We start from the raw sequence: 19457 nt of genomic DNA on the forward strand, positions 1-19457 counted from the left end.
AACGCTAGCATTGATAAGTGTATATTTTTTTATTTCCCTTCGTTTTGGTTTCCACAACTCGGCAGCTAACTCCTCCTTCTAGTGAGCTGGAGTATCTTTCAAACTTGGCGTGTTCATTTCTTTCGCTCTCATTTTTATCTTCGCTCTTAGCATTTGCGAATATAAAATCATGACCACTAATTTCGTCTTGGTTCAAAGGAATTGAGTTTTTAAATCCATCCCGCCCACCTAAAATATTAAATGACTTAATTACTGGGTTTAGTGTTACGCTAACAAAACCATTTAGGCTTTTAGCCAAATCATCACTATAAAAGTTTATACGAACATATAGCTTTAACTGATTCATATTCGGAAATTTAATTGTTCCCTTAGTTGGTAATAATATTTTTGTTAAAGCTAATGTCTCACCCGCAAAATAAAAGTCATAAACATCATTTCTAAAATAACTGGCAAGCAAAAAGTCATAGGGACTTCCCTTGACTTCAATCCCCTTTCCTATCGGAGAATTATCATTTACATTGGAATTAGTATACTTAGGAGTCGATATATTACGTTGAGTACTTTGCGCATTTTTAAGCATACTCTTTTCAGAAGCACGCGTTATTACACGTACTAACTCTTTGCGGTATTCATAGAGAAGGTCTAAATCAAAAGCTTCATCATTACTAAGCTCAGACAAAGAAACACTAACTACTGGCTCACCATAACGATCTTCAATGTAGTTAGTATCATATTTTAATGCTGTTTCATTAATCATATCGACCACAATGACAGCTTTAGTATCAGAGTTAACGCTTAGCCTTGCAACCTTGTCTTTTTGACTTTGAGAGCAATTATTGCAGATTTCAACTTCTGCCTGACCAAAAGCAGGCAAGGATATTCCCGAAAAAATAATAAACAATAATATAAGTTTGTACATTCAAAAATCCTTTTATTAATACAACTTTAAAATAACCAAAATACAAGAAACAACCTAATTTTCTGAAGGTTTTCTATGGGCTATAGAAGTTCATTTTAAAAAATGAGATGAGGCTTTACTACTTCAGCGCAAATAAAATACCCTAAAAGGGTACTGTAGACCTTTTATAGCGACCGAGCAATTTTGTCAACGCAAGATTAACTAGTTATTACACTGCAACGTGCATGTTCGAAAGAGCAAATTACTTTAAAAGTCTCAGCTACTTTACATTTAATAATGTTTGCATTGAGGTAAATCTGTTCAACTACTTTAGCAGGCAATTAAAAAAGGCTTCATGATGAAGCCTTTTTAACATTTTAAGATTCTATCTTAATCAACTCTACATCAAATATAAGTAGCGAACCTGCTGGAATGCTGCCGACGCGTTTACGGCCGTAAGCAAGCTGAGGCGGGATATAAAAGGTAAACTTATCCCCTTCGTTCATTAGCTGTAAGCCTTCGGTCCAACCTGCAATGACTTGATTTAAACCAAAGCTGATTGGCGAGTTTCTGACTACTGAACTATCAAATACGCTGCCGTCTAACAACGTACCATGATAGTGAACCTTGACTTTACTGGTTGCACTTGGCTTTGTGTCATTACCTGAACTTTGCTCAATTTTGTATTGCAGCCCAGATGCGGTTTCATGAACATCGTCAGCTTTACTATTGTTCGCTAAAAAGTCGGCGGCGAGTTTTTCATTTTCAAGGGCTTGTAGCTTCGCCTTTTTACTGTTTTTAAAAATTAAAAAACAAAAAGTACCAATGATCAGTAAAAGTATTAAATTAATCATTCTGCGTCCTTCTCATCATCATTGTCGCCATTTACGATATCTGCAATATTGGCAAGCCTTGCTAAGGCTAGCGCGTTAATAGAACCTTCAGGGTAACCTTCTGCGGTCATTTCACCTGCGTCTTTATCCATTAATAAGCTCAGCGCTTGATCAACGGTTTCAACGGCATAAATATTAAAGCGTCCTTTTTCAACGGCATCGAGTACTTCGTCATCAAGCACTAAATTAACTTGGTTAGATTTAGGAATAATCACCCCTTGCTCACCGGTTAAGCCACGCATTTTACAAAGTTTGAAGAAGCCTTCTATTTTCTCGTTTACGCCACCAATTGATTGCACATCACCATGCTGGTTAATTGACCCCGTCAGTGCGATAGATTGGCTAATAGGTAAGTTCGTAATGGCTGATATAAGCGCGCACAGCTCTGCTAATGAAGCGCTATCACCATCGATATAGCCATAGCTTTGTTCAATTGCGATATTCGCACTGAGTGTCAGGCTAAATTGCTGAGCGTACTTGTTACCCAAGTAACCGGTTAATAGCATCACCCCTTTTGAGTGAATGGCTTTACCCAGCTCAGCTTCACGTTCAACGTCAATAACGCCATCTGCACCCGCGTACACAGTGGCTGTAATGCGCGCAGGTGTACCAAATGAGGTATCGCCAATGTGCAGCACTGTTAAGCCATTTACTTTGCCCACTGCGTGACCTTCGGTTGCAATTAAAATTTGCCCTTCTTTGATATCACTCAGCATGGTTTCTGAAATTTGCCCTGTACGGTATTGCTTACCAACAATGGCTTCATCTATGTGATGAGCATCAATCACGGCTTGGCCATCTTGTTTGGCATAAAAACTGGCTTCTGCCACTAATTCTAATACATCAGCAAAGCGAGCTGAAAGCTTGTTGTGGTGCTCAGCTTGGCGATAACTAAACTTTAATAACCTCGCCATTGCCGCTTCATTTACCGTGCAATTGAGTGTTTGCTGACAATACTCAGTCACCTTGGTAATGAACTGATATTGCAGTTTATCGCTACTTGGCAAGTAATAATCAAAGTCAGCAAGGACACGGAATAACTCTGCAAACTCTTCGTCATATTCACCTATGGTGTAATAAAGGTCCCGAGAGCCTAGCAGCACTATTTTTACATCAAGAGGAATAAGCTGCGGACGTAACGTAAAACTACTTCCCACAGAGCTGTCTTGATATGGTAAGTCGTTTTTGATTTGATGCGTTTTTAAAGAAAGCTTAAGGCCATCCCACACTTGTGGGTTCGCCATGACTTTTTCAGCATCCATAATCAAATAACCACCATTAGCACGGTGCAGTGCACCTGGCTGAATTGAGCGGTAACTGGTGATAAGCGAGCCTTGCGAAGTCGCATATTCAATTTTGCCGAAAATATTGCCAAAGGTCGGGTTTGGCTCATACACCACAGGGGCTGCATCGCCCTCTTTGTATTCGACTAGAATGTTTGGCGCAAAGAAGTCTGTGAGCATCCCTTTACGGTCAAAGTCTTCTTTGTTTTCGTCGTTTTCATCATCGTCGAGCCATTCAAGTACCGCATCAATGATTTCTTCACGAATATCTTTTAAATAACGTAATACACCGATGTGTGTCGCGTATTTATGTTCAAGGGCTTTAATGAGTGGCTTAGTGGCAAGCTCAGCAGTTGATTTTTTAAGGTTACGTAGCTTTTCGGATGACTCTCGTTTCCAGCGAGGAAGCTCAATTAATGCTTCGATTAACGCATCTTCAAGCTTTTCGATAACCTCATAAAACTCAATACGCAGAGGCTCATCAAGGGCTGCAAATTCACTGTCGCTCAGTTGTTTACCATTCACTAAAGGCGCAAACCCAACAACGCCATTTTCTTCAATCAGTGCCACGCTTTGTTCAAGAGCTGCAATTTCAACAGCAGTAATTGCCGCATCGTAAGTATCGGTGAATTCACGATCGATTGACTTTTTCTTGCGCTGATAACCCGGGTTATCAAAAGCCGCTGGGAATGTATCGAGTACTTCGTCAATGAATGAATCTATATCGTCAGCTAACTGCTTTGATTGACCTGCTTGCATAAATAACGCGATTGGCTCGCGGTGGTCATCATAGTTGTTAACATACAACCACTCATTAGGCGTTGGGCGGTCTTTAGAATGGGCTGTGAGTTTGTCTTTTACTAAGGTGTAACGACCATGAGCCGCTTCACCCATCACATAAACATTGTAACCCGGTAATTCCATTCCGAGAGAAAAGTCGAGGGCACTTTGTGCACGTTGTTGACCAATAAATGGCAACGCTTCTGGATATGGGTTTTGCATACAAGTCGCAACATGACTTGCGGCAATCTTAGGCGCTAACGCAGAAATAGGTAGAGGGATTAGTTTTTTTGTCATTCTAACTTCTTATTTCCCAGTCTTGACTGGGCATTATAGGTAACGCCCAGCACAAGCCTGCGTCACTGATTAAGGTTGTAATGCCTTACGGCGAAAATAAATACCGCCACATTCAGTACAAGGAGTAATTTGCGTAGCATGGTAAACATCGTAACTATGCTGACAATTTTTACATACTAATGTGCCCATGGCTATCCATTCTCCCTCTTGATAAACACCATTATGTTGAAAATCTTGGTTTAAGGCTTGCCATTCGAGCTGGGTTTTATCTTCAATGTGCGATAACTCATACCAAAGCGATTCTTTAAGCTCTAGCCATGCGAGTGAATCATAGTGACTGTCGTTTTCTTTGATGTGGTCGATATCGCGCTGCAGATAGTCACGATACTGATTGAGCTTTTCTTGCCCTAAGTCTTTAAGTGCTTGCTCTGACTCAACAAATTTTTCCATTGCATCTTTTAGCTCATGATCTTTTACGTCTTTAAGCCATGCACTTAAATCGCTAAGCCAAGATTTATAATCTGCCATCGTTTACTCCTTCAAAAATGATGAAAAATCAACCGTTATTCTAGTTGAGTATAGGTTAACCTGCCCTGAAAATATATTTCCTTGGAAAATTAACAAAAGCGCCTATTTGCCGCTGTGATTAGCATGTATTTTGGGTTATCCTTATCGACAATTTTTTATTAATTTGCAAGAAGTCTGGAATCGTAGATGCAAGAGCAATATAACCCGCAAGACATTGAGTCAAAAGTACAAGCCTACTGGGAAGAAAACCAAGTATTTAAAGTCACTGAAGATGAGAGCAAAGAAAAGTATTACTGCCTATCTATGTTCCCATACCCAAGCGGCCGACTCCACATGGGTCACGTTCGTAACTACACCATTGGTGACGTAGTATCACGCTTCCAACGCTTGCAAGGCAAAAACGTAATGCAACCTATGGGTTGGGATGCGTTTGGTCTACCTGCTGAAAATGCGGCAATCAAAAATAACACAGCCCCTGCTAAGTGGACTTACGAAAACATCGATTACATGCGCGACCAGTTAAAGCAATTAGGCTTTGGTTATGATTGGGATCGTGAAATCGCAACATGTCACCCAGAATACTACAAGTGGGAACAGTGGTTCTTCACTAAGCTTTACGAAAAAGGCTTAGTATACAAAAAGATGTCAACAGTAAACTGGGATCCAGTTGACCAAACTGTACTTGCTAACGAACAAGTTATTGATGGTCGTGGTTGGCGTTCAGGTGCCATTGTTGAGCAAAAAGAAATTCCACAATGGTTCATCAAAATCACTGATTACGCACAAGAGCTATTAGACGATTTAGATAAGCTTGATCACTGGCCTGAGCAAGTTAAAACCATGCAGCGCAACTGGATTGGTCGTTCTGAAGGTTTAGAAATCGAATTTAAGCGTGCAGATAACGAAGATACATTCAGTGTTTACACAACGCGCCCAGATACCTTCATGGGTGTGACGTATGTAGCGGTTGCTGCCGGTCACCCAATTGCACAAGAAGCCGCTAAAAACAGCGACGCTGTAGCTATGTTTGTTGATGAGTGTAAAAACACGAAAATCGCTGAAGCAGACATGGCAACCATGGACAAAAAAGGCATTGCAACTGGCTTTTATGCGATTCACCCATTAACAGGTAAGCAAGTACCGATTTGGGTTGCTAACTTTGTATTAATGGATTACGGCTCAGGCGCAGTTATGGCTGTTCCTGCACATGACCAACGTGACTACGAGTTCGCATCAGCTTATGGCCTTGAGATTGCTCAAGTTATCGCACCAGCTGCAGGCTCTGAAGAAACGGTTGATTTAGACAATCAAGCATACACAGAAAAAGGCGTGTTAGTTAACTCAGGTGAGTTCGATGGTCTTGAGTTTGAAGCAGCGTTTAATGCCGTTGCAGACAAACTAGAAGCGCTGGGTGTAGGTGAGCGTAAAGTTAATTTCCGTCTACGTGACTGGGGTGTTAGCCGTCAGCGTTACTGGGGTTCTCCAATCCCAATGTTAAGCGACGAAAATGGTGATGAGCTTGCAGCAACAGAAGACATGCTACCAGTTCGCTTACCAGAAGACGTAGTTATGAATGGTGTGACTTCACCAATCAAAGCTGATCCTGAGTGGGCTAAAACAACGGTAAATGGCGCGCCTGCATTCCACGAAACTGATACCTTCGATACCTTCATGGAATCGTCTTGGTACTACGCTCGTTACTGTAGCCCACGTTTTGACGAAGGCATGATCGAGCCAGGTGCTGCCAATTACTGGTTACCAGTAAACCAATACATTGGTGGTATTGAGCATGCAATCTTGCACTTACTTTACTCGCGTTTCTTCCACAAACTATTACGTGACTTTGGTTTAGTAAACTCAGATGAGCCATTTGAGCGCTTATTATGTCAAGGCATGGTACTAGCTGATACTTTCTATCGTAAAGATGAGAAAGGCGGTGATATCTGGATTTCACCAACAGACGTACAAACTGAAACAGACGACAAAGGTCGTGTTGTTAAAGCGTGGCACAAAGAAGATGGCGAGCCGGTATTCTCTGCGGGCATGAGCAAAATGTCGAAATCGAAAAACAACGGTATCGACCCGCAACAAGTTATTGCCGAGTACGGTGCAGATACAGTTCGTTTATTCATGATGTTTACAGCACCACCAGAGCAAACTCTTGAATGGTCTGATTCAGGTGTTGAAGGTGCAATGCGTTTCTTAAAACGTATTTGGAAATACGCTGTTGATGTAGAAACAGTAGGCTACCAAGCGCTTGATAAATCAGCATTAAACAACGACCAAAAAGTTCTTCGTCGTGAACTTCATAAAGCAATTGCAAAAGTGACTGATGACGTTGAACGTCGTCAAACGTTCAACACTGCAATCGCTGCTATCATGGAAATCTCGAACAAGTTACTTAAAGCACCACTTGCTGATAAACAAGATGTGGCAATTGCTAACGAAGCACTTGAAGCATTACTTATCATGCTTGCGCCTATCACACCGCACATGTGTCACCAGTTATGGCAAGACCTTGGCAAAGAAGGCGACATCTTAGATGCAGCATGGCCAACAGTTGATGAGTCAGCACTTGTTGAAGATGAGAAGCTAATCATTGTACAAGTTAACGGTAAGCTACGTGCTAAGTTAACAGTGCCTGCTGATGCAACCAAAGAGCAAGTTGAAGCATTAGCATTTGCTGAAGAAAACGTGACTAAGTTCACTGAAGGCGCGACTATCCGTAAAGTAATTTACGTACCTGGCAAACTACTTAACGTGGTTGCTAACTAAGATGGCAGCGCTTCAAGCACTGAAAAACGGACTAGCCCTTGCGCTAGTCTGTTTACTGCTGACAAGTTGTGGCTTTCATTTAAAGAAAGCCTCTAACTTGCCTGACGACTTGAAAGTACTCACCCTTGTTGGTGATGATGAAAAGTCAGCATTATTCGAATTAGTTGAAAAAGAACTGATTGCGAGTAAAGTTGAGCTTAACCAAGTTGGTAAACACCCTGAATTAAAGATTCACAGAGATCGTTTAGAGCGTCAAATTCTGTCATTGTTTGATAATGGTCAGGTTGCTGAATATGAACTTGCCTACAGCGTAAGCTATACCCTGAAGCGCCCTGGACAAAAAGCCATAAATCAAAGCTTTGAATTGTATCGTAACTACCAAGACGACCCAGACAATGCCCTTGCAAAAGCAAAAGAGCTTGATTTGCTATTAGGCGAAATTCGTAAGCAAGCGAGTCGTCGTATTGTTCGTGAGTTATCACAACTGTAATGCGTTGTTATGCAAACCAGCTTCCTAGCCAGTTAAAAAAAGGCCTCGCGCCTTTTTACATGGTGTTTGGTGAAGAGCCTTATCAAATTGCTCAGTGCATCATGCAAATTCGTCAAGTAGCTAAACAGCAAGGCTTTGACGAGGTAATCAAATTTACCTTAATGCCGGGTTTTGATTGGCAAGAAATTGTTGCTCAATACCAAAGTATGTCACTGTTCAGCGCTCGTACCTTAATTGAGTTTGATTTAAACGAGCAAAAACCAGGTACGCAAGGCAGTCAAATCTTTAAGCAGCTTGTTGAGCTTGCTAATCCCGATACTATTTTGGTTTTAAAAGGTGCCAAAGCCAGCCAAGATATTCAACGCAGTGCTTGGTTTAAAGCCCTCGATAAGCAAGGCTTATTTGTTCCTTGTTACCCATTAACAGGTAATCACCTGAGCCGCTGGTTAGATGAGCAATGCTACCGTTTAAACTTAAATCTTCATAACAACGCGAAACAAAGCTTAATTGATGCCACAGAAGGAAATTTACTTGCCTGTCATCAAGAGTTAGAAAAGCTATCTTTGCTATATGGTAGTGAGCTAATTGACCAGCAAGCCGTTATGCAAGGGCTACTGAATCAGTCAAAATTTGATATTTTTGATTTAAGTGATGCTTTATTAAATGGCCACGCCGAACAAGCGGTTAAAGTAATGACTAAACTGGCTGCTGATAACACTGAAGCCATGAGTATTTTTTGGGCCATCAATAAAGAAGCAGCTAACTTACTGGCTATGCAACACGGGCGCTTGAATGGTGCCAATATGGCTGATTTATACAAAAAGTATAATATTTGGAAAAACCAACAAGCTGTTGTGCAACAGGCCTTAAATCGCTTGAACATCCAAGTACTCGAACAAATTACCAAACAATTAGCTCAGTTTGATGCCGCATATAAACAAGGCAACCTTGTAACCCCCTACCAAGCATTAATGCAAATATGCTTAGTGTTTTGCCAACCTGTGGCGATACCTTTACCTTGCCACCCGGTCTTTGACTAAGAGTAACAATTCATGATTGCTATTTTTGGTGGCACCTTTGATCCAATTCACTTAGGTCATATTAATATGGCCCAGCAGTGTGTTCAGCAGTGCCAACTCGATACCCTTTACTTCATGCCTTGCGCTATTCCTGCTCATAAAGCCAAGCCAGGAATAAGTGATGAGCATCGCATTAATATGCTAAAACTTGCGATTGACGACAATCCGCATTTTGCTATCGATTACCGTGAACTAAACCGAGAAGGTGCGTCTTATTCTTTGCTGAGTTTAGAAGAGCTTCGTGCAGAAAACCCAGCAGCGCCGATTATGTTTTTAATCGGCATGGACTCATTCAATAGTCTAGATAAATGGTTTAAATGGCAAGAGATTGTCAAACTTTGTCATATCGTCGTGTACCAGCGCCCGGGGCAGCACTGCCAAGTATCTGGTGAACTTGCAGCTTATAAAGAGAATGCCGTAACAGAGCAACTTAGCCAGCTACAACAAGCCCCTGCAGGTAAGTTATTCTTTTTAAATGGCTTACAAGTTAATGCCGCCTCAAGCGAAATCAGAAAAAAGCTGCATTTAAATGACGGTATAGCGGAACTTTTACCTACCAATGTAAGTCAATACATTGCGCAGCATCATCTTTACCAAACAGATGAATAAATACTGCCTGCGTGATAAAATAACAAATTAAGATTATTTATTTTTGAGAAAACACTTTGGATTCTAAACAACTACTCGCATTTGCCCTTGATAAAGTCGACGATATGAAAGCCCGTGATGTGGTACAGCTTGATGTTCGTGGTAAGTCTGACATTACTGATTACATGTTAGTGTGCTCAGGTAACTCTAAACGCCATGTACAATCGATTGCTGATCACGTTGCTAAAGAAGCACGCCATGCAGGTGAAGAGCCTCTCGGTTACGAAGGCCAAAACGAAGGCGAATGGGTGCTTGTAGACCTAGGTGATGTGGTTGTGCATGTAATGCAAGACCAATCTCGCGACTTCTATGATCTAGAGAAACTTTGGGGCTAACCCTTAGCAAGGACATAGGTAACCATTTTGAAAATACAATTGATTGCTGTTGGCACCAAAATGCCAGCATGGGTTGAAACCGGATTCACAGAATATCAACGTCGCTTCCCACGTGATATGCCCCTTGAGCTAATTGAAATCCCCGCAGGTAAACGTGGTAAAAATGCGGATATCAAACGTATTTTACAACTTGAAGGCGAAAAGACCCTTGCTGCTATCCCTAAAGGCAACCGCATTGTTACACTAGAGGTAACCGGTAAACCCATGGATACCCATCAGCTGGCAAAAAGTATGGAAAAGTGGCAGCTTGATGGTCGCGATGTTAGCTTATTGATCGGCGGACCAGAAGGTTTAGCACCTGAGTGTATTGCAGCGTCTGAGCAAAAGTGGTCATTATCAAACCTGACACTACCGCACCCACTAGTGCGCATTATTGTTGCAGAAAGCCTATACCGAGGCTGGAGCTTGAATAACAACCATCCTTATCATCGCGAGTAGTAAAGCCAATGCGAAAACACAGACCCACGATTCGAGACCACTCGGCTGAGGCAAACTTATTTGCTCGCCGAGCATTTGTGGGTTTTGTGTTTGTTACACTATTAATTGGTGTGTTGTTATCTAACCTATACAACATCCAAGTTATCGAACATCAAGACTATCAAACACGTTCGAACGATAACCGCATCAAAGTTATTCCAATTGCCCCTAACCGTGGGCTTATTTACGACAGAAATGGCGTATTACTGGCTGAAAACAAGCCAGTTTATAATTTAGAAGTGATCCCCGAGGAAGTTGATAACCTTGAAGAGGCACTGAGCGAAGTTGAAAAAGTTATCGAAATAACTGAGCAACAAAAAGCCGACTTTCTAGATGACATTAAGCATAATCGCCGCTTTAAAAGCCAAGTATTAAAAGCCCGTTTAGACGAAACCGAAGTTGCAAAGTTCTCGGTTAATCAGCATAAGTTTCCTGGCTTTAGTATCGAAGCGCGTTTAGCTCGCTATTACCCTTATGGCGATACCCTTACCCATGCCTTAGGTTATGTTGCCAAACTCAACAAAAAAGAACTCACCAAACTTGAAGCTGAAGACCAAGCTACTAACTACCGTGCAACGCACGACATTGGTAAGCTGGGTATCGAAAAGTATTACGAAGAACTCCTTCATGGTGTAGTTGGTTCACAACGCGTTGAAGTGAATAACCGTGGCCGAGTTATCCGTACTTTAAGCCTCACGCCACCTGAACCAGGTCACGACTTAGTACTGACTTTAGATATTGGCCTGCAACAAATTGCTCAACATGCCTTAAAAGATATGCGTGGTGCCATTGTGGTGCTTGATGCTAAAGATGGCGGCGTTTTAGCACTCTACTCCAACCCAAGTTATGACCCGAATTTATTTGTCCATGGTATCAGCAGTACAGATTACAAAAAGTTGTTAAACCCTGACAGACCGCTAATTAACCGTACCACGCAAGGGCGTTATGCACCTGCCTCTACAGTAAAACCTCATATGTCGATCCTTGCCCTTGAAGAAGGACTGGTAACCGAGCAAACACAAATTTGGGATCCGGGTTTTTTCCAAATTCCTAATGTGGAGCACAAATGGCGTGACTGGAAACGTTGGGGCCATGGTCATGTTGATGTTTATCGTGCTATTGAAGAATCATGCGATACCTATTTTTACGATGTTGCTTACCGTTTAGGGATCACCAAAATCAGTGACTTTATGACGCAATTTGGCTTTGGTGAGCTCTCTGGAATCGATATTCATGAAGAAACATCTGCCATTATGCCATCGCGAGAATGGAAAGAAGCCCGCTTTAGAGAGTCATGGTGGCGCGGCGACACCATTTCAGTGGGTATCGGCCAAGGTTATTGGACCGCAACACCAATGCAAATAGCTAATGCTACCAACATATTAGTGAACCGCGGGCTCGATCATCCTCCGCATCTTGTACAAGTCGCTAAAAAAGAAAACGAAGTAACGCAAATTAATAATGATGAAAAGCCACCTGTAGTATTAAAAAATCCTCATCATTGGCAAATTGCGCTAGATGCGATGCACAACACCGTACATAAAGTCACAGGTACGGCGCATAAAGCTTTTAAAGGGGCGAATTACGACCCAGCTGGTAAAACAGGTACTGCTCAGGTTGTGAGTATTGCTCAAGGTGAGCGTTACGACGCTAAATCACTTAAAGAGCGCCAACGTGATAACGCTATCTATGTTGGTTTTGCACCCTATAACGACCCACAAATTGTGGTCTCTGTGGTGGTTGAAAACACTGGTGGTGGTAGTACAGTTGGTGCGCCTATTGCGCGTCAATTAATGGATTACTACTTTTCAGCGAACCCGATTCAAATAGCCCAAAGTGACGCGCCATGATCCCATTAAATAAAAAACGCTCAATTTGGCAGCGCCTACACCTCGATTTACCACTTCTTATTGCCCTTATGACGATGATGGTAGCCAGCCTTGCTATTGTTTACAGCGCTAGCGGCCAAGACTCTGCCATGATGATACGCCACGCAACACGTATGTTTGGCGCTATCTTAGGTATGTTTATACTCGCGCAGTTTTCGCCTAACACATTAAAGAGTATGGTTATTCCGCTCTACTGCGTGGGGCTTTTAATGCTGGTTGGGGTGTTGTTATTCGGGGTTAGTTCAAAAGGTGCACAGCGCTGGCTTGACTTAGGTGTGACCCGTTTCCAGCCGTCAGAGCTAATGAAAATTGCCGTGCCAATGATGGTTGCATGGTATATCGGGCGTAACCATTTACCGCCAAGAATCATCCATTTAATTATTGGCTTTGCGATTGTAATGGTGCCAACCATTTTAATTAAAGAGCAACCCGACTTAGGTACCTCTATTCTGATTGCCAGCTCAGGGATATTTGTATTATTTTTATCTGGGCTAAGTTGGCGTCTTATTGGCTTTTTATCTGCTACTGTTGGATTGGCAGCATGGCCGTTTTGGCATTACGTGATGCTTGATTATCAAAAACAACGGGTACTGACCTTTTTAGATCCTGAAAGCGATCCGCTTGGCTCGGGTTACCACATTATTCAATCGAAAATTGCGATAGGTTCTGGCGGCGTTGAAGGTAAAGGCTGGCTGCAAGGCACACAATCACAACTAGAGTTTTTACCTGAGCGTCATACCGATTTTATCTTTTCTGTACTGAGCGAAGAGTTTGGCCTGTTTGGGGTTTGTTTATTACTTTGTATGTACTTGTTTATTATTGGTCGTGGCTTATATATTGCGGTAAACGCACAAGATGCGTTTGGTAAACTGCTTGCCGGCGCATTAACACTGACCTTCTTCGTTTATGTATTTGTAAATATTGGCATGGTTTCGGGCTTACTGCCAGTAGTAGGTGTTCCGTTACCACTAATAAGCTATGGTGGCACCTCAATGGTGACCTTGATGGCCGGATTTGGCATTATCATGTCTATCGCCACCGATAAAAGGATGCTTTTAAAATAATGACACAGCGAGTCAATTACTTACTTATAGCGTTATTTTCTGTGCTGCTTGCGGCGTGTAGCTCTTCATCTCAGCAAGGCCGTTATGCTATGGAGCATGATGCAGCCCCGCTTCGAAAACCAACCGAACTTGAAATGCAAGATGCCATAGTCACCCCGGTTGTTAAAAGCGCAAGCGCTAGTCGCCCTTACGAAGTCCGTGGTAAACGATACACGCCGATGTTAGATGAAACTGGCTACTCTGAAGAAGGCATTGCTTCGTGGTATGGTCGAAAGTTTCACAATTATCACACCTCAAACGGCGAAGTGTACGATATGTTTGCGATGACAGCAGCTCATAAAACACTGCCGCTACCGAGCTTTGCCAGAGTAACAAATTTAGATAACGGAAAATCAGTAATTGTTCGCGTAAACGACCGAGGCCCGTTTCATGATGACCGGATTATCGATTTATCTTATTCTGCGGCCTATAAATTAGGTTATTACCGACAAGGTACAGCCCGTGTTAAGGTTGAGGCTGTTACCCTTGCAAATTCTGCCCCTCGTTTAAGCTACATTCAGGTTGCAGCGGGAAGTACTCTTGCTAATGTTGAAGCGCTCGCGTTTCAACTTCGTCAGCAATATCATGTGCCAACAAACATTGTTGAAAAAGATGGAATCTATCGATTACGTCTTGGTCCAATAAAAGATGCCGCAGAAGCACAAGCAGTTTTAGAAAAGCTAAAACAAAACCAATTTCAGAACGCGTTCTTGCTTTACAGTGAGTAAGACCTTTAGAATAGGTCAACGCAACATGTTTAACTTTAACCATTAATGAGTACGATGAAATCTATAAAATATAAAATCTTAAGTGGCGTTTGTGGCCTTGTTTGCACTGCTAGCGTATTTTCTGCAACAGCCCAAATTATCCCTGCCCCACCTCAAGTTAATGCGAAAGGTTATTTCTTGGTTGATTTCACCACAGGTAAAGTAATTGCCGAAGGCGAAGCTGATACAAAATTAGCACCGGCTAGTTTAACCAAAATGATGACCAGTTATGTAATTGGTACTGAAATCAAAGCAGGTAATATTGCACCAACTGATATGGTTACAGTCAGTGAAAAAGCCTGGGCAAAGAATTTTCCTGAATCATCAAAAATGTTTATCGAAGTCGGTAAGCAGATCAGTGTTGATGACTTAAACCACGGTATCATTATTCAATCAGGTAACGATGCCTGTGTAGCAATGGCTGAACACATTGCTGGTAGTGAAAGCGCATTTGCTGATTTAATGAATGCCCACGCTGAAAAGCTTGGCATGACTAACAGCCACTTCGTGAATAGCCATGGTTTAGATACTAACGAACACTTCACGACTCCACGTGATATGGCAACATTAGGTGCTGCACTTATTCGCGATGTACCAGATGAGTACGAAGTATACGCGAAAAAATCATTCACTTTTAACGGCATCAAGCAATACAACCGTAACTCATTGTTATGGGATGAAAGCATGAACGTTGACGGTATTAAAACTGGCCATACATCAGAAGCGGGTTATAGCTTAGTAACTTCTGCAACTAAAGATGACATGCGTTTAATCGCGGTAGTAATGGGCACAGAAAGCGAACGTGCTCGTAAAGTTGAAAGCAAAAAACTATTAAACTACGGTTTCCGCTTTTTCGAAACAATCACGCCATATAAAGCAGGCGACAGCTTTGCTGAGCAACGTATTTGGATGGGTAACAAAGAAAACGTATCGTTAGGTATCTTAGAAGATACACCTATTACTATTCCACGTGGTCAGCGTAAAAACTTAAAAGCGAACTTCGAGCTTGATAAAACACTAGAAGCACCGCTTGCTAAAGGTACTAAAGTAGGCACGCTATTCTTACAGCTTGAAGGTGAAGAAATTGCACAATATCCACTAGTTACACTAGAAGAAGTGGAAGAAGGCAGCTTCTTTAGCAAGATCTACGATTACCTACGTTTACAAATTCAGTAATCTGGTCATAAAGTTTATAAACGCCTTGCACCGCAAGGCGTTTTTTTTTGTCTGAAAAATGATAGAATGCGCCCCATATCAGTCGCGCTGGGTCGAGTGCGTCGTAATCTAAGTTTGCTTAACGCCAAGAAATGGCAGAGAACACCTCTATTAAGCACACTCACTGTTTGAGGAGTCACCGTCGTGGTTCAACCTGTAAAAAATACTAAGTTTGACGAGTATTTAGATTTCCCATGCCCATTCACATTTAAAATCATGGGCTTAGCTAACGTAAATCTAACAGATCAGATCCTAGAAAAGCTGCAACCAATTGCACCTGGCGATTATGCGCCAAAGGTAAAACCAAGCAGCAAAGGTAATTACGAATCTGTAACGCTTGTAGCAACGGTTACAAGTAAAGAGCACATTGAAGAAATTTATAACGTGATCAGCAACATCGATGACGTACGTCACATGCTATAGGCCGATTACGGAGTAACTCGTGAGCGAAAGAGAATTAATCGTTCGTCAACTAGGTCGTCAGCGTTACATGCCAATTTGGCAAAAAATGCAATCTTTTACCGACACCCGTGATGAGCACACAGCAGATGAAATTTGGCTTGTAGAGCACGAGCCAGTATTTACGCAAGGCCAAGCAGGCAAAGCTGAGCACTTATTAAATACCGGTGATATCGAAGTGATCCAAGTGGATCGTGGTGGTCAAGTTACCTATCACGGACCAGGCCAACAAATGATGTATGTGCTATTCAACTTACGTCGTTTAAACATTGGTGTAAGGGAGCTGGTAACCTGGCTTGAAGAGTGCATTATTGATACGTTAAAAGACTACGACATTGATGCCTACGCGAAAGCGGACGCACCCGGTGTTTACGTTAACGACAGCAAAGTTGCCTCATTAGGCCTTCGCGTTCGCCGCGGTTGCTCTTTCCACGGTTTAGCACTAAATGTAAGTATGGATCTAAGTCCATTCTTACGTATTAATCCATGCGGCTATGCTGGCATGAACATGGTGCAAACAACCGATCTTAACGGTCCGCAAAACCTCGAGCAAGCAGGTGCAGGGCTTGTAAAACACATGATTAAAAAGCTTAATGCTACTGTGGTTAAGCACACTGAAGGGTTTGAAAACGAATGAATAAACCAGTCAAAATGGAACCAGGCGTAAAACTGCGTGATGCAGAAAAAATGGCACTGATCCCAGTTAAAGTTTTACCGACTGAAAAAAACGAAATGTTGCGTAAGCCAGAGTGGCTAAAAATTCGCTTACCAAAATCAACTGAACGTATTGATGGTATTAAACAAGCGATGCGTAAACATGGTTTACACTCAGTGTGTGAAGAGGCTTCGTGCCCTAACCTATCTGAATGTTTCAACCATGGTACTGCGACTTTCATGATCTTAGGTGCTATTTGTACTCGTCGTTGTCCGTTCTGTGATGTTGCCCATGGCCGTCCATTAAAGCCAGACGCAGCTGAGCCAGAAAAGCTAGCGCTGACTATTAAAGACATGAAGCTAAGCTATGTTGTAATCACCTCAGTAGACCGTGATGATTTACGTGATGGTGGTGCACAGCACTTTGCTGACTGCATTCGTGAAATTCGCAAGCACAACCCAGAAATCACGATTGAAATTCTAGTACCTGATTTCCGTGGTCGTATGGACAGAGCCCTTGATATCTTAATCGAGACGCCGCCAGATGTATTTAACCACAACCTAGAAACAGCACCGCGTTTATACAAATTAGCGCGTCCAGGTGCTGACTATAAATGGTCACTTGAGTTGTTACGACGCTTTAAAGAAGCACATCCAGATGTGAAAACTAAGTCTGGTTTGATGGTAGGTTTAGGTGAAGAAATTAGCGAAATCGAAGAAGTGTTATGTGACTTACGCGAGCATAACGTTGATATGCTAACAGTAGGTCAATACCTACAACCTTCTAAGCACCACTTACCGGTTAAACGCTATGTGCCGCCAGCGGAGTTTGATGCATTAAAAGATTATGCAGACGAAATTGGCTTTACACATGCGGCCTGTGGTCCATTTGTTCGCTCAAGCTACCATGCTGACCAACAAGCAGCTGGTAAAGAAGTGAAGTAAACCTTCTTGCAGATATTTAAAAAGCCCGCATTAAGCGGGCTTTTTTATGTTCCAAAATATCAGCGCCCATAACGCGCTAAGAACATTTTTACAGTTTCGCTTATTACTTTGTTATCGGAGTCGCCTTCTTGGCGTTCAAAGCCATACAGCAACGGATAAAAGATCAGCGACTTTAACTGATACACAAACTGTTTTGCTGCAAACTCAACATCATCAATCGTTAAAACCTGTGCTTGCACACCCGCTTCTAAAAACGCCACCAGATCTTGCATACAGCCCATGTTATTACTGGCTAATGATTTTGCTAAATCAGGCTGCTGCAACATCTGCATAAAAGCGACTTTCGCTACTTTTAAAAACTCTTCAGAGGTCAAAAGCGCCACTTCTTGTTCAGCAATGCGTGTTAACTGCTGTGCAATTGGCACAGCAGCATCAAATACAACCGCTTGCTCTTGGCGGACTTTTTCAAACATAAACACTAGAATGGCTTGAAACAACACATCTTTATTTTCAAAGTGATTATATACGGTACGCTTTGAGGCACCCGCTAAGCTTGCAACCTGATCCATACTGGTATGCTCAACACCTTGCTGAAAAAACAATGTCTCAGCTGCATTCAAAATATCTAATCGTTTTCTCTGTGATAATTTCATGGACCCCTCCGATAAGGGTTACTAGTGTAACGCAAAAATAAAAAATGCACTAGATAGTTTACTTTTATAGCAAACCATGAAAAACTACACCGTGTAGTTTACTTATGGTGACGATATGAAATTTCTAAAATGGCTCGCAATCGCCACTCTATGCATCGTGATAGGAGTGTTTATTATGAATAATCAATTAGCCGCTGAAGGCGTGAGTGATAACAGCCACTCTGCGCAATTATCTGATGGCAAGTTCCACAACATTGCTGAGGTAGAAAGACCCAGCTTTAAGAAAACGCTAGGTATCTTCAAACGCTTTATTACAGAAAAGAAAATTGATGCAGAGCCAAAAGGTGAACTGCCTATGCATTCTGTTTCCCATGCACAGCTTGAGCGTTTATCTAATGACACAGTGCATTTTGTAAAATTAGGTCACTCCTCTATTTTAGCGAAAGTGTATGACGAATACTGGCTATTTGATCCGGTATTTTCAGAACGCGCTTCGCCTTTTTCATTCATGGGGCCAAAGCGCTTTCAGCCAACACCTATCAGCATTGCAGAGCTACCAAACATTGCTAAAGTGTTTATTTCGCACAACCATTATGATCACTTAGATAAAGCAGCAATTAAACAGCTTGTTGATAAAACAGATTCTTTTTATGTGCCATTAGGAGTCGAAAACGACCTGAAAAAATGGGGCGTTGATGAAAAAAAGGTGCATAGCTTTGATTGGTGGCAAGAGCAAAATATGGCAAATAGCCAAATTGTATTTACCCCAACCCAGCACTTTTCTGGCCGAGGTTTAACAGATGGCAATAAAACTCTTTGGGGCTCTTGGGCTATTAAAGTAAATGACAAGCGCTTTTATTTTAGCGGTGACTCTGGCTATTTTGCTGGCTTTAAAGAAATTGGTAATCGCTATGGGCCGTTTGATATCACTTTTATTGAAACCGGTGCTTACGACAAAGATTGGGCTGACATTCACATGACACCAGAACAATCAGTGCAAGCTCACCTCGACTTACAAGGTGATGTAATGGTGCCAGTGCATAATGGTACATTCGATCTGGCCTTTCATGCTTGGTATGACCCACTTAAACGTGTCGCTAAAAAAGCAGGACAAGAGCAAGTATCACTGAGTACTCCGCTAGTTGGAGAGGTATTTAAAATTCAAGATACCGCCATTGATAAAGCGTGGTGGTAAAATTGACAGGATGAAAGGTGCATTATTATCCTTT

General features: G+C 42.0%; 19 protein-coding genes. 14 read left to right on the forward strand and 5 right to left on the reverse strand.

The window, feature by feature from the left end; translation table 11 throughout:
* Positions 1 to 4 precede the first annotated feature (4 nt).
* The 4 genes from J8Z28_RS11385 to J8Z28_RS11400 all read right to left on the reverse strand — a co-directional run bounded on the left by J8Z28_RS11385 (position 5) and on the right by J8Z28_RS11400 (position 4679).
* Entirely contained in the window at positions 5 to 919 is a 915-nt protein-coding gene (locus J8Z28_RS11385; protein WP_250659446.1) for a hypothetical protein, read from the reverse strand.
* A 356-nt stretch (positions 920 to 1275) separates the two neighbouring features.
* A complete protein-coding gene (bamJ, locus tag J8Z28_RS11390; RefSeq protein ID WP_250659447.1) occupies positions 1276 to 1752 on the reverse strand; it encodes a BamJ family beta-barrel-assembly machinery protein in 477 nt (158 codons plus the stop codon).
* Positions 1749 to 4151 (reverse strand): Lon protease family protein, encoded by a 2403-nt coding sequence (locus tag J8Z28_RS11395; protein ID WP_250659448.1) that lies wholly within the window; start codon positions 4149 to 4151, stop codon positions 1749 to 1751. Before J8Z28_RS11395 ends, bamJ begins: the two co-directional genes overlap by 4 nt.
* A 69-nt stretch (positions 4152 to 4220) precedes the next feature.
* Positions 4221 to 4679 carry a zinc ribbon-containing protein gene (locus tag J8Z28_RS11400; RefSeq protein ID WP_054551664.1) on the reverse strand — a complete coding sequence of 153 codons (459 nt, stop codon included), beginning with the start codon at positions 4677 to 4679 and terminating at the stop codon, positions 4221 to 4223.
* Positions 4680 to 4865: 186 nt separating this feature from the next.
* Between J8Z28_RS11400 and leuS the strand changes: the two genes are divergently transcribed.
* From leuS to lipA, 13 genes are all read left to right on the forward strand, one after another.
* Positions 4866 to 7454 carry a leucine--tRNA ligase gene (gene leuS, locus J8Z28_RS11405; protein WP_175079005.1) on the forward strand — a complete coding sequence of 863 codons (2589 nt, stop codon included), beginning with the start codon at positions 4866 to 4868 and terminating at the stop codon, positions 7452 to 7454.
* A gap of 1 nt (position 7455) precedes the next feature.
* Positions 7456 to 7944 (forward strand): LPS-assembly lipoprotein LptE, encoded by a 489-nt coding sequence (locus tag J8Z28_RS11410; RefSeq protein ID WP_250659449.1) that lies wholly within the window; start codon positions 7456 to 7458, stop codon positions 7942 to 7944.
* Positions 7944 to 8984, forward strand: coding sequence for a DNA polymerase III subunit delta (gene holA, locus J8Z28_RS11415; RefSeq protein WP_250659450.1), 1041 nt, complete (start codon positions 7944 to 7946; stop codon positions 8982 to 8984). Before J8Z28_RS11410 ends, holA begins: the two co-directional genes overlap by 1 nt.
* A 12-nt stretch (positions 8985 to 8996) precedes the next feature.
* Positions 8997 to 9632 (forward strand): nicotinate-nucleotide adenylyltransferase, encoded by a 636-nt coding sequence (gene nadD, locus J8Z28_RS11420; RefSeq protein ID WP_063527533.1) that lies wholly within the window; start codon positions 8997 to 8999, stop codon positions 9630 to 9632.
* Positions 9633 to 9688: 56 nt separating this feature from the next.
* The gene (rsfS, locus tag J8Z28_RS11425; RefSeq protein WP_054561829.1) at positions 9689 to 10006 is read left to right on the forward strand and encodes a ribosome silencing factor; all 318 of its coding nucleotides are present in this window, start codon (positions 9689 to 9691) and stop codon (positions 10004 to 10006) included.
* Positions 10007 to 10033: 27 nt separating this feature from the next.
* On the forward strand, positions 10034 to 10504 hold the full coding sequence (rlmH, locus tag J8Z28_RS11430) for a 23S rRNA (pseudouridine(1915)-N(3))-methyltransferase RlmH (RefSeq protein WP_036967350.1): 471 nt from the start codon (positions 10034 to 10036) through the stop codon (positions 10502 to 10504).
* 8 nt (positions 10505 to 10512) lie between these two features.
* Complete coding sequence (gene mrdA, locus J8Z28_RS11435; protein ID WP_054561830.1) at positions 10513 to 12393, forward strand: penicillin-binding protein 2; 1881 nt, start codon at positions 10513 to 10515, stop codon at positions 12391 to 12393.
* A complete protein-coding gene (gene rodA, locus J8Z28_RS11440) occupies positions 12390 to 13496 on the forward strand; it encodes a rod shape-determining protein RodA (RefSeq protein ID WP_062564348.1) in 1107 nt (368 codons plus the stop codon). Before mrdA ends, rodA begins: the two co-directional genes overlap by 4 nt.
* Positions 13496 to 14263 carry a septal ring lytic transglycosylase RlpA family protein gene (locus J8Z28_RS11445; protein WP_063527804.1) on the forward strand — a complete coding sequence of 256 codons (768 nt, stop codon included), beginning with the start codon at positions 13496 to 13498 and terminating at the stop codon, positions 14261 to 14263. Before rodA ends, J8Z28_RS11445 begins: the two co-directional genes overlap by 1 nt.
* A gap of 54 nt (positions 14264 to 14317) precedes the next feature.
* Positions 14318 to 15478: a serine hydrolase gene (locus J8Z28_RS11450; protein ID WP_054551673.1), complete on the forward strand. Its 1161-nt coding sequence runs from the start codon at positions 14318 to 14320 to the stop codon at positions 15476 to 15478.
* 183 nt (positions 15479 to 15661) lie between these two features.
* On the forward strand, positions 15662 to 15940 hold the full coding sequence (gene ybeD / locus J8Z28_RS11455) for a DUF493 family protein YbeD (RefSeq protein ID WP_054551674.1): 279 nt from the start codon (positions 15662 to 15664) through the stop codon (positions 15938 to 15940).
* A 19-nt stretch (positions 15941 to 15959) separates the two neighbouring features.
* Positions 15960 to 16613 carry a lipoyl(octanoyl) transferase LipB gene (gene lipB / locus J8Z28_RS11460; protein ID WP_082389180.1) on the forward strand — a complete coding sequence of 218 codons (654 nt, stop codon included), beginning with the start codon at positions 15960 to 15962 and terminating at the stop codon, positions 16611 to 16613.
* Positions 16610 to 17575: a lipoyl synthase gene (lipA, locus tag J8Z28_RS11465; RefSeq protein WP_250659451.1), complete on the forward strand. Its 966-nt coding sequence runs from the start codon at positions 16610 to 16612 to the stop codon at positions 17573 to 17575. The genes lipB and lipA overlap by 4 nt, the downstream gene beginning before the upstream one ends.
* A 59-nt stretch (positions 17576 to 17634) precedes the next feature.
* Here lipA and J8Z28_RS11470 read toward each other — a convergent pair whose 3' ends face one another.
* On the reverse strand, positions 17635 to 18228 hold the full coding sequence (locus J8Z28_RS11470) for a TetR/AcrR family transcriptional regulator (protein WP_062564346.1): 594 nt from the start codon (positions 18226 to 18228) through the stop codon (positions 17635 to 17637).
* A gap of 175 nt (positions 18229 to 18403) precedes the next feature.
* Between J8Z28_RS11470 and J8Z28_RS11475 the strand changes: the two genes are divergently transcribed.
* Positions 18404 to 19423: an MBL fold metallo-hydrolase gene (locus J8Z28_RS11475; RefSeq protein WP_250659452.1), complete on the forward strand. Its 1020-nt coding sequence runs from the start codon at positions 18404 to 18406 to the stop codon at positions 19421 to 19423.
* Positions 19424 to 19457: the final 34 nt, after the last annotated feature.

This window comes from Pseudoalteromonas sp. SCSIO 43088 (genome assembly GCF_023650795.1).
In the GTDB taxonomy this organism is placed as follows: Bacteria; Pseudomonadota; Gammaproteobacteria; order Enterobacterales; family Alteromonadaceae; genus Pseudoalteromonas; species Pseudoalteromonas shioyasakiensis.

What these genes read in the sequence shown, in the direction of transcription:
- J8Z28_RS11400 (WP_054551664.1), bottom strand. Translation starts at nt 4,679, where the DNA reads ATGGCAGATTATAAATCTTGGCTTAGCGATTTAAGTGCATGGCTTAAA.
- leuS (WP_175079005.1), top strand. Translation starts at nt 4,866, where the DNA reads ATGCAAGAGCAATATAACCCGCAAGACATTGAGTCAAAAGTACAAGCC.
- J8Z28_RS11395 (WP_250659448.1), bottom strand. Translation starts at nt 4,151, where the DNA reads ATGACAAAAAAACTAATCCCTCTACCTATTTCTGCGTTAGCGCCTAAG.
- bamJ (WP_250659447.1), bottom strand. Translation starts at nt 1,752, where the DNA reads ATGATTAATTTAATACTTTTACTGATCATTGGTACTTTTTGTTTTTTA.
- mrdA (WP_054561830.1), top strand. Translation starts at nt 10,513, where the DNA reads ATGCGAAAACACAGACCCACGATTCGAGACCACTCGGCTGAGGCAAAC.
- holA (WP_250659450.1), top strand. Translation starts at nt 7,944, where the DNA reads ATGCGTTGTTATGCAAACCAGCTTCCTAGCCAGTTAAAAAAAGGCCTC.
- J8Z28_RS11385 (WP_250659446.1), bottom strand. Translation starts at nt 919, where the DNA reads ATGTACAAACTTATATTATTGTTTATTATTTTTTCGGGAATATCCTTG.
- nadD (WP_063527533.1), top strand. Translation starts at nt 8,997, where the DNA reads ATGATTGCTATTTTTGGTGGCACCTTTGATCCAATTCACTTAGGTCAT.
- J8Z28_RS11445 (WP_063527804.1), top strand. Translation starts at nt 13,496, where the DNA reads ATGACACAGCGAGTCAATTACTTACTTATAGCGTTATTTTCTGTGCTG.
- J8Z28_RS11475 (WP_250659452.1), top strand. Translation starts at nt 18,404, where the DNA reads ATGAATAATCAATTAGCCGCTGAAGGCGTGAGTGATAACAGCCACTCT.
- lipA (WP_250659451.1), top strand. Translation starts at nt 16,610, where the DNA reads ATGAATAAACCAGTCAAAATGGAACCAGGCGTAAAACTGCGTGATGCA.
- J8Z28_RS11470 (WP_062564346.1), bottom strand. Translation starts at nt 18,228, where the DNA reads ATGAAATTATCACAGAGAAAACGATTAGATATTTTGAATGCAGCTGAG.
- rodA (WP_062564348.1), top strand. Translation starts at nt 12,390, where the DNA reads ATGATCCCATTAAATAAAAAACGCTCAATTTGGCAGCGCCTACACCTC.
- J8Z28_RS11410 (WP_250659449.1), top strand. Translation starts at nt 7,456, where the DNA reads ATGGCAGCGCTTCAAGCACTGAAAAACGGACTAGCCCTTGCGCTAGTC.
- J8Z28_RS11450 (WP_054551673.1), top strand. Translation starts at nt 14,318, where the DNA reads ATGAAATCTATAAAATATAAAATCTTAAGTGGCGTTTGTGGCCTTGTT.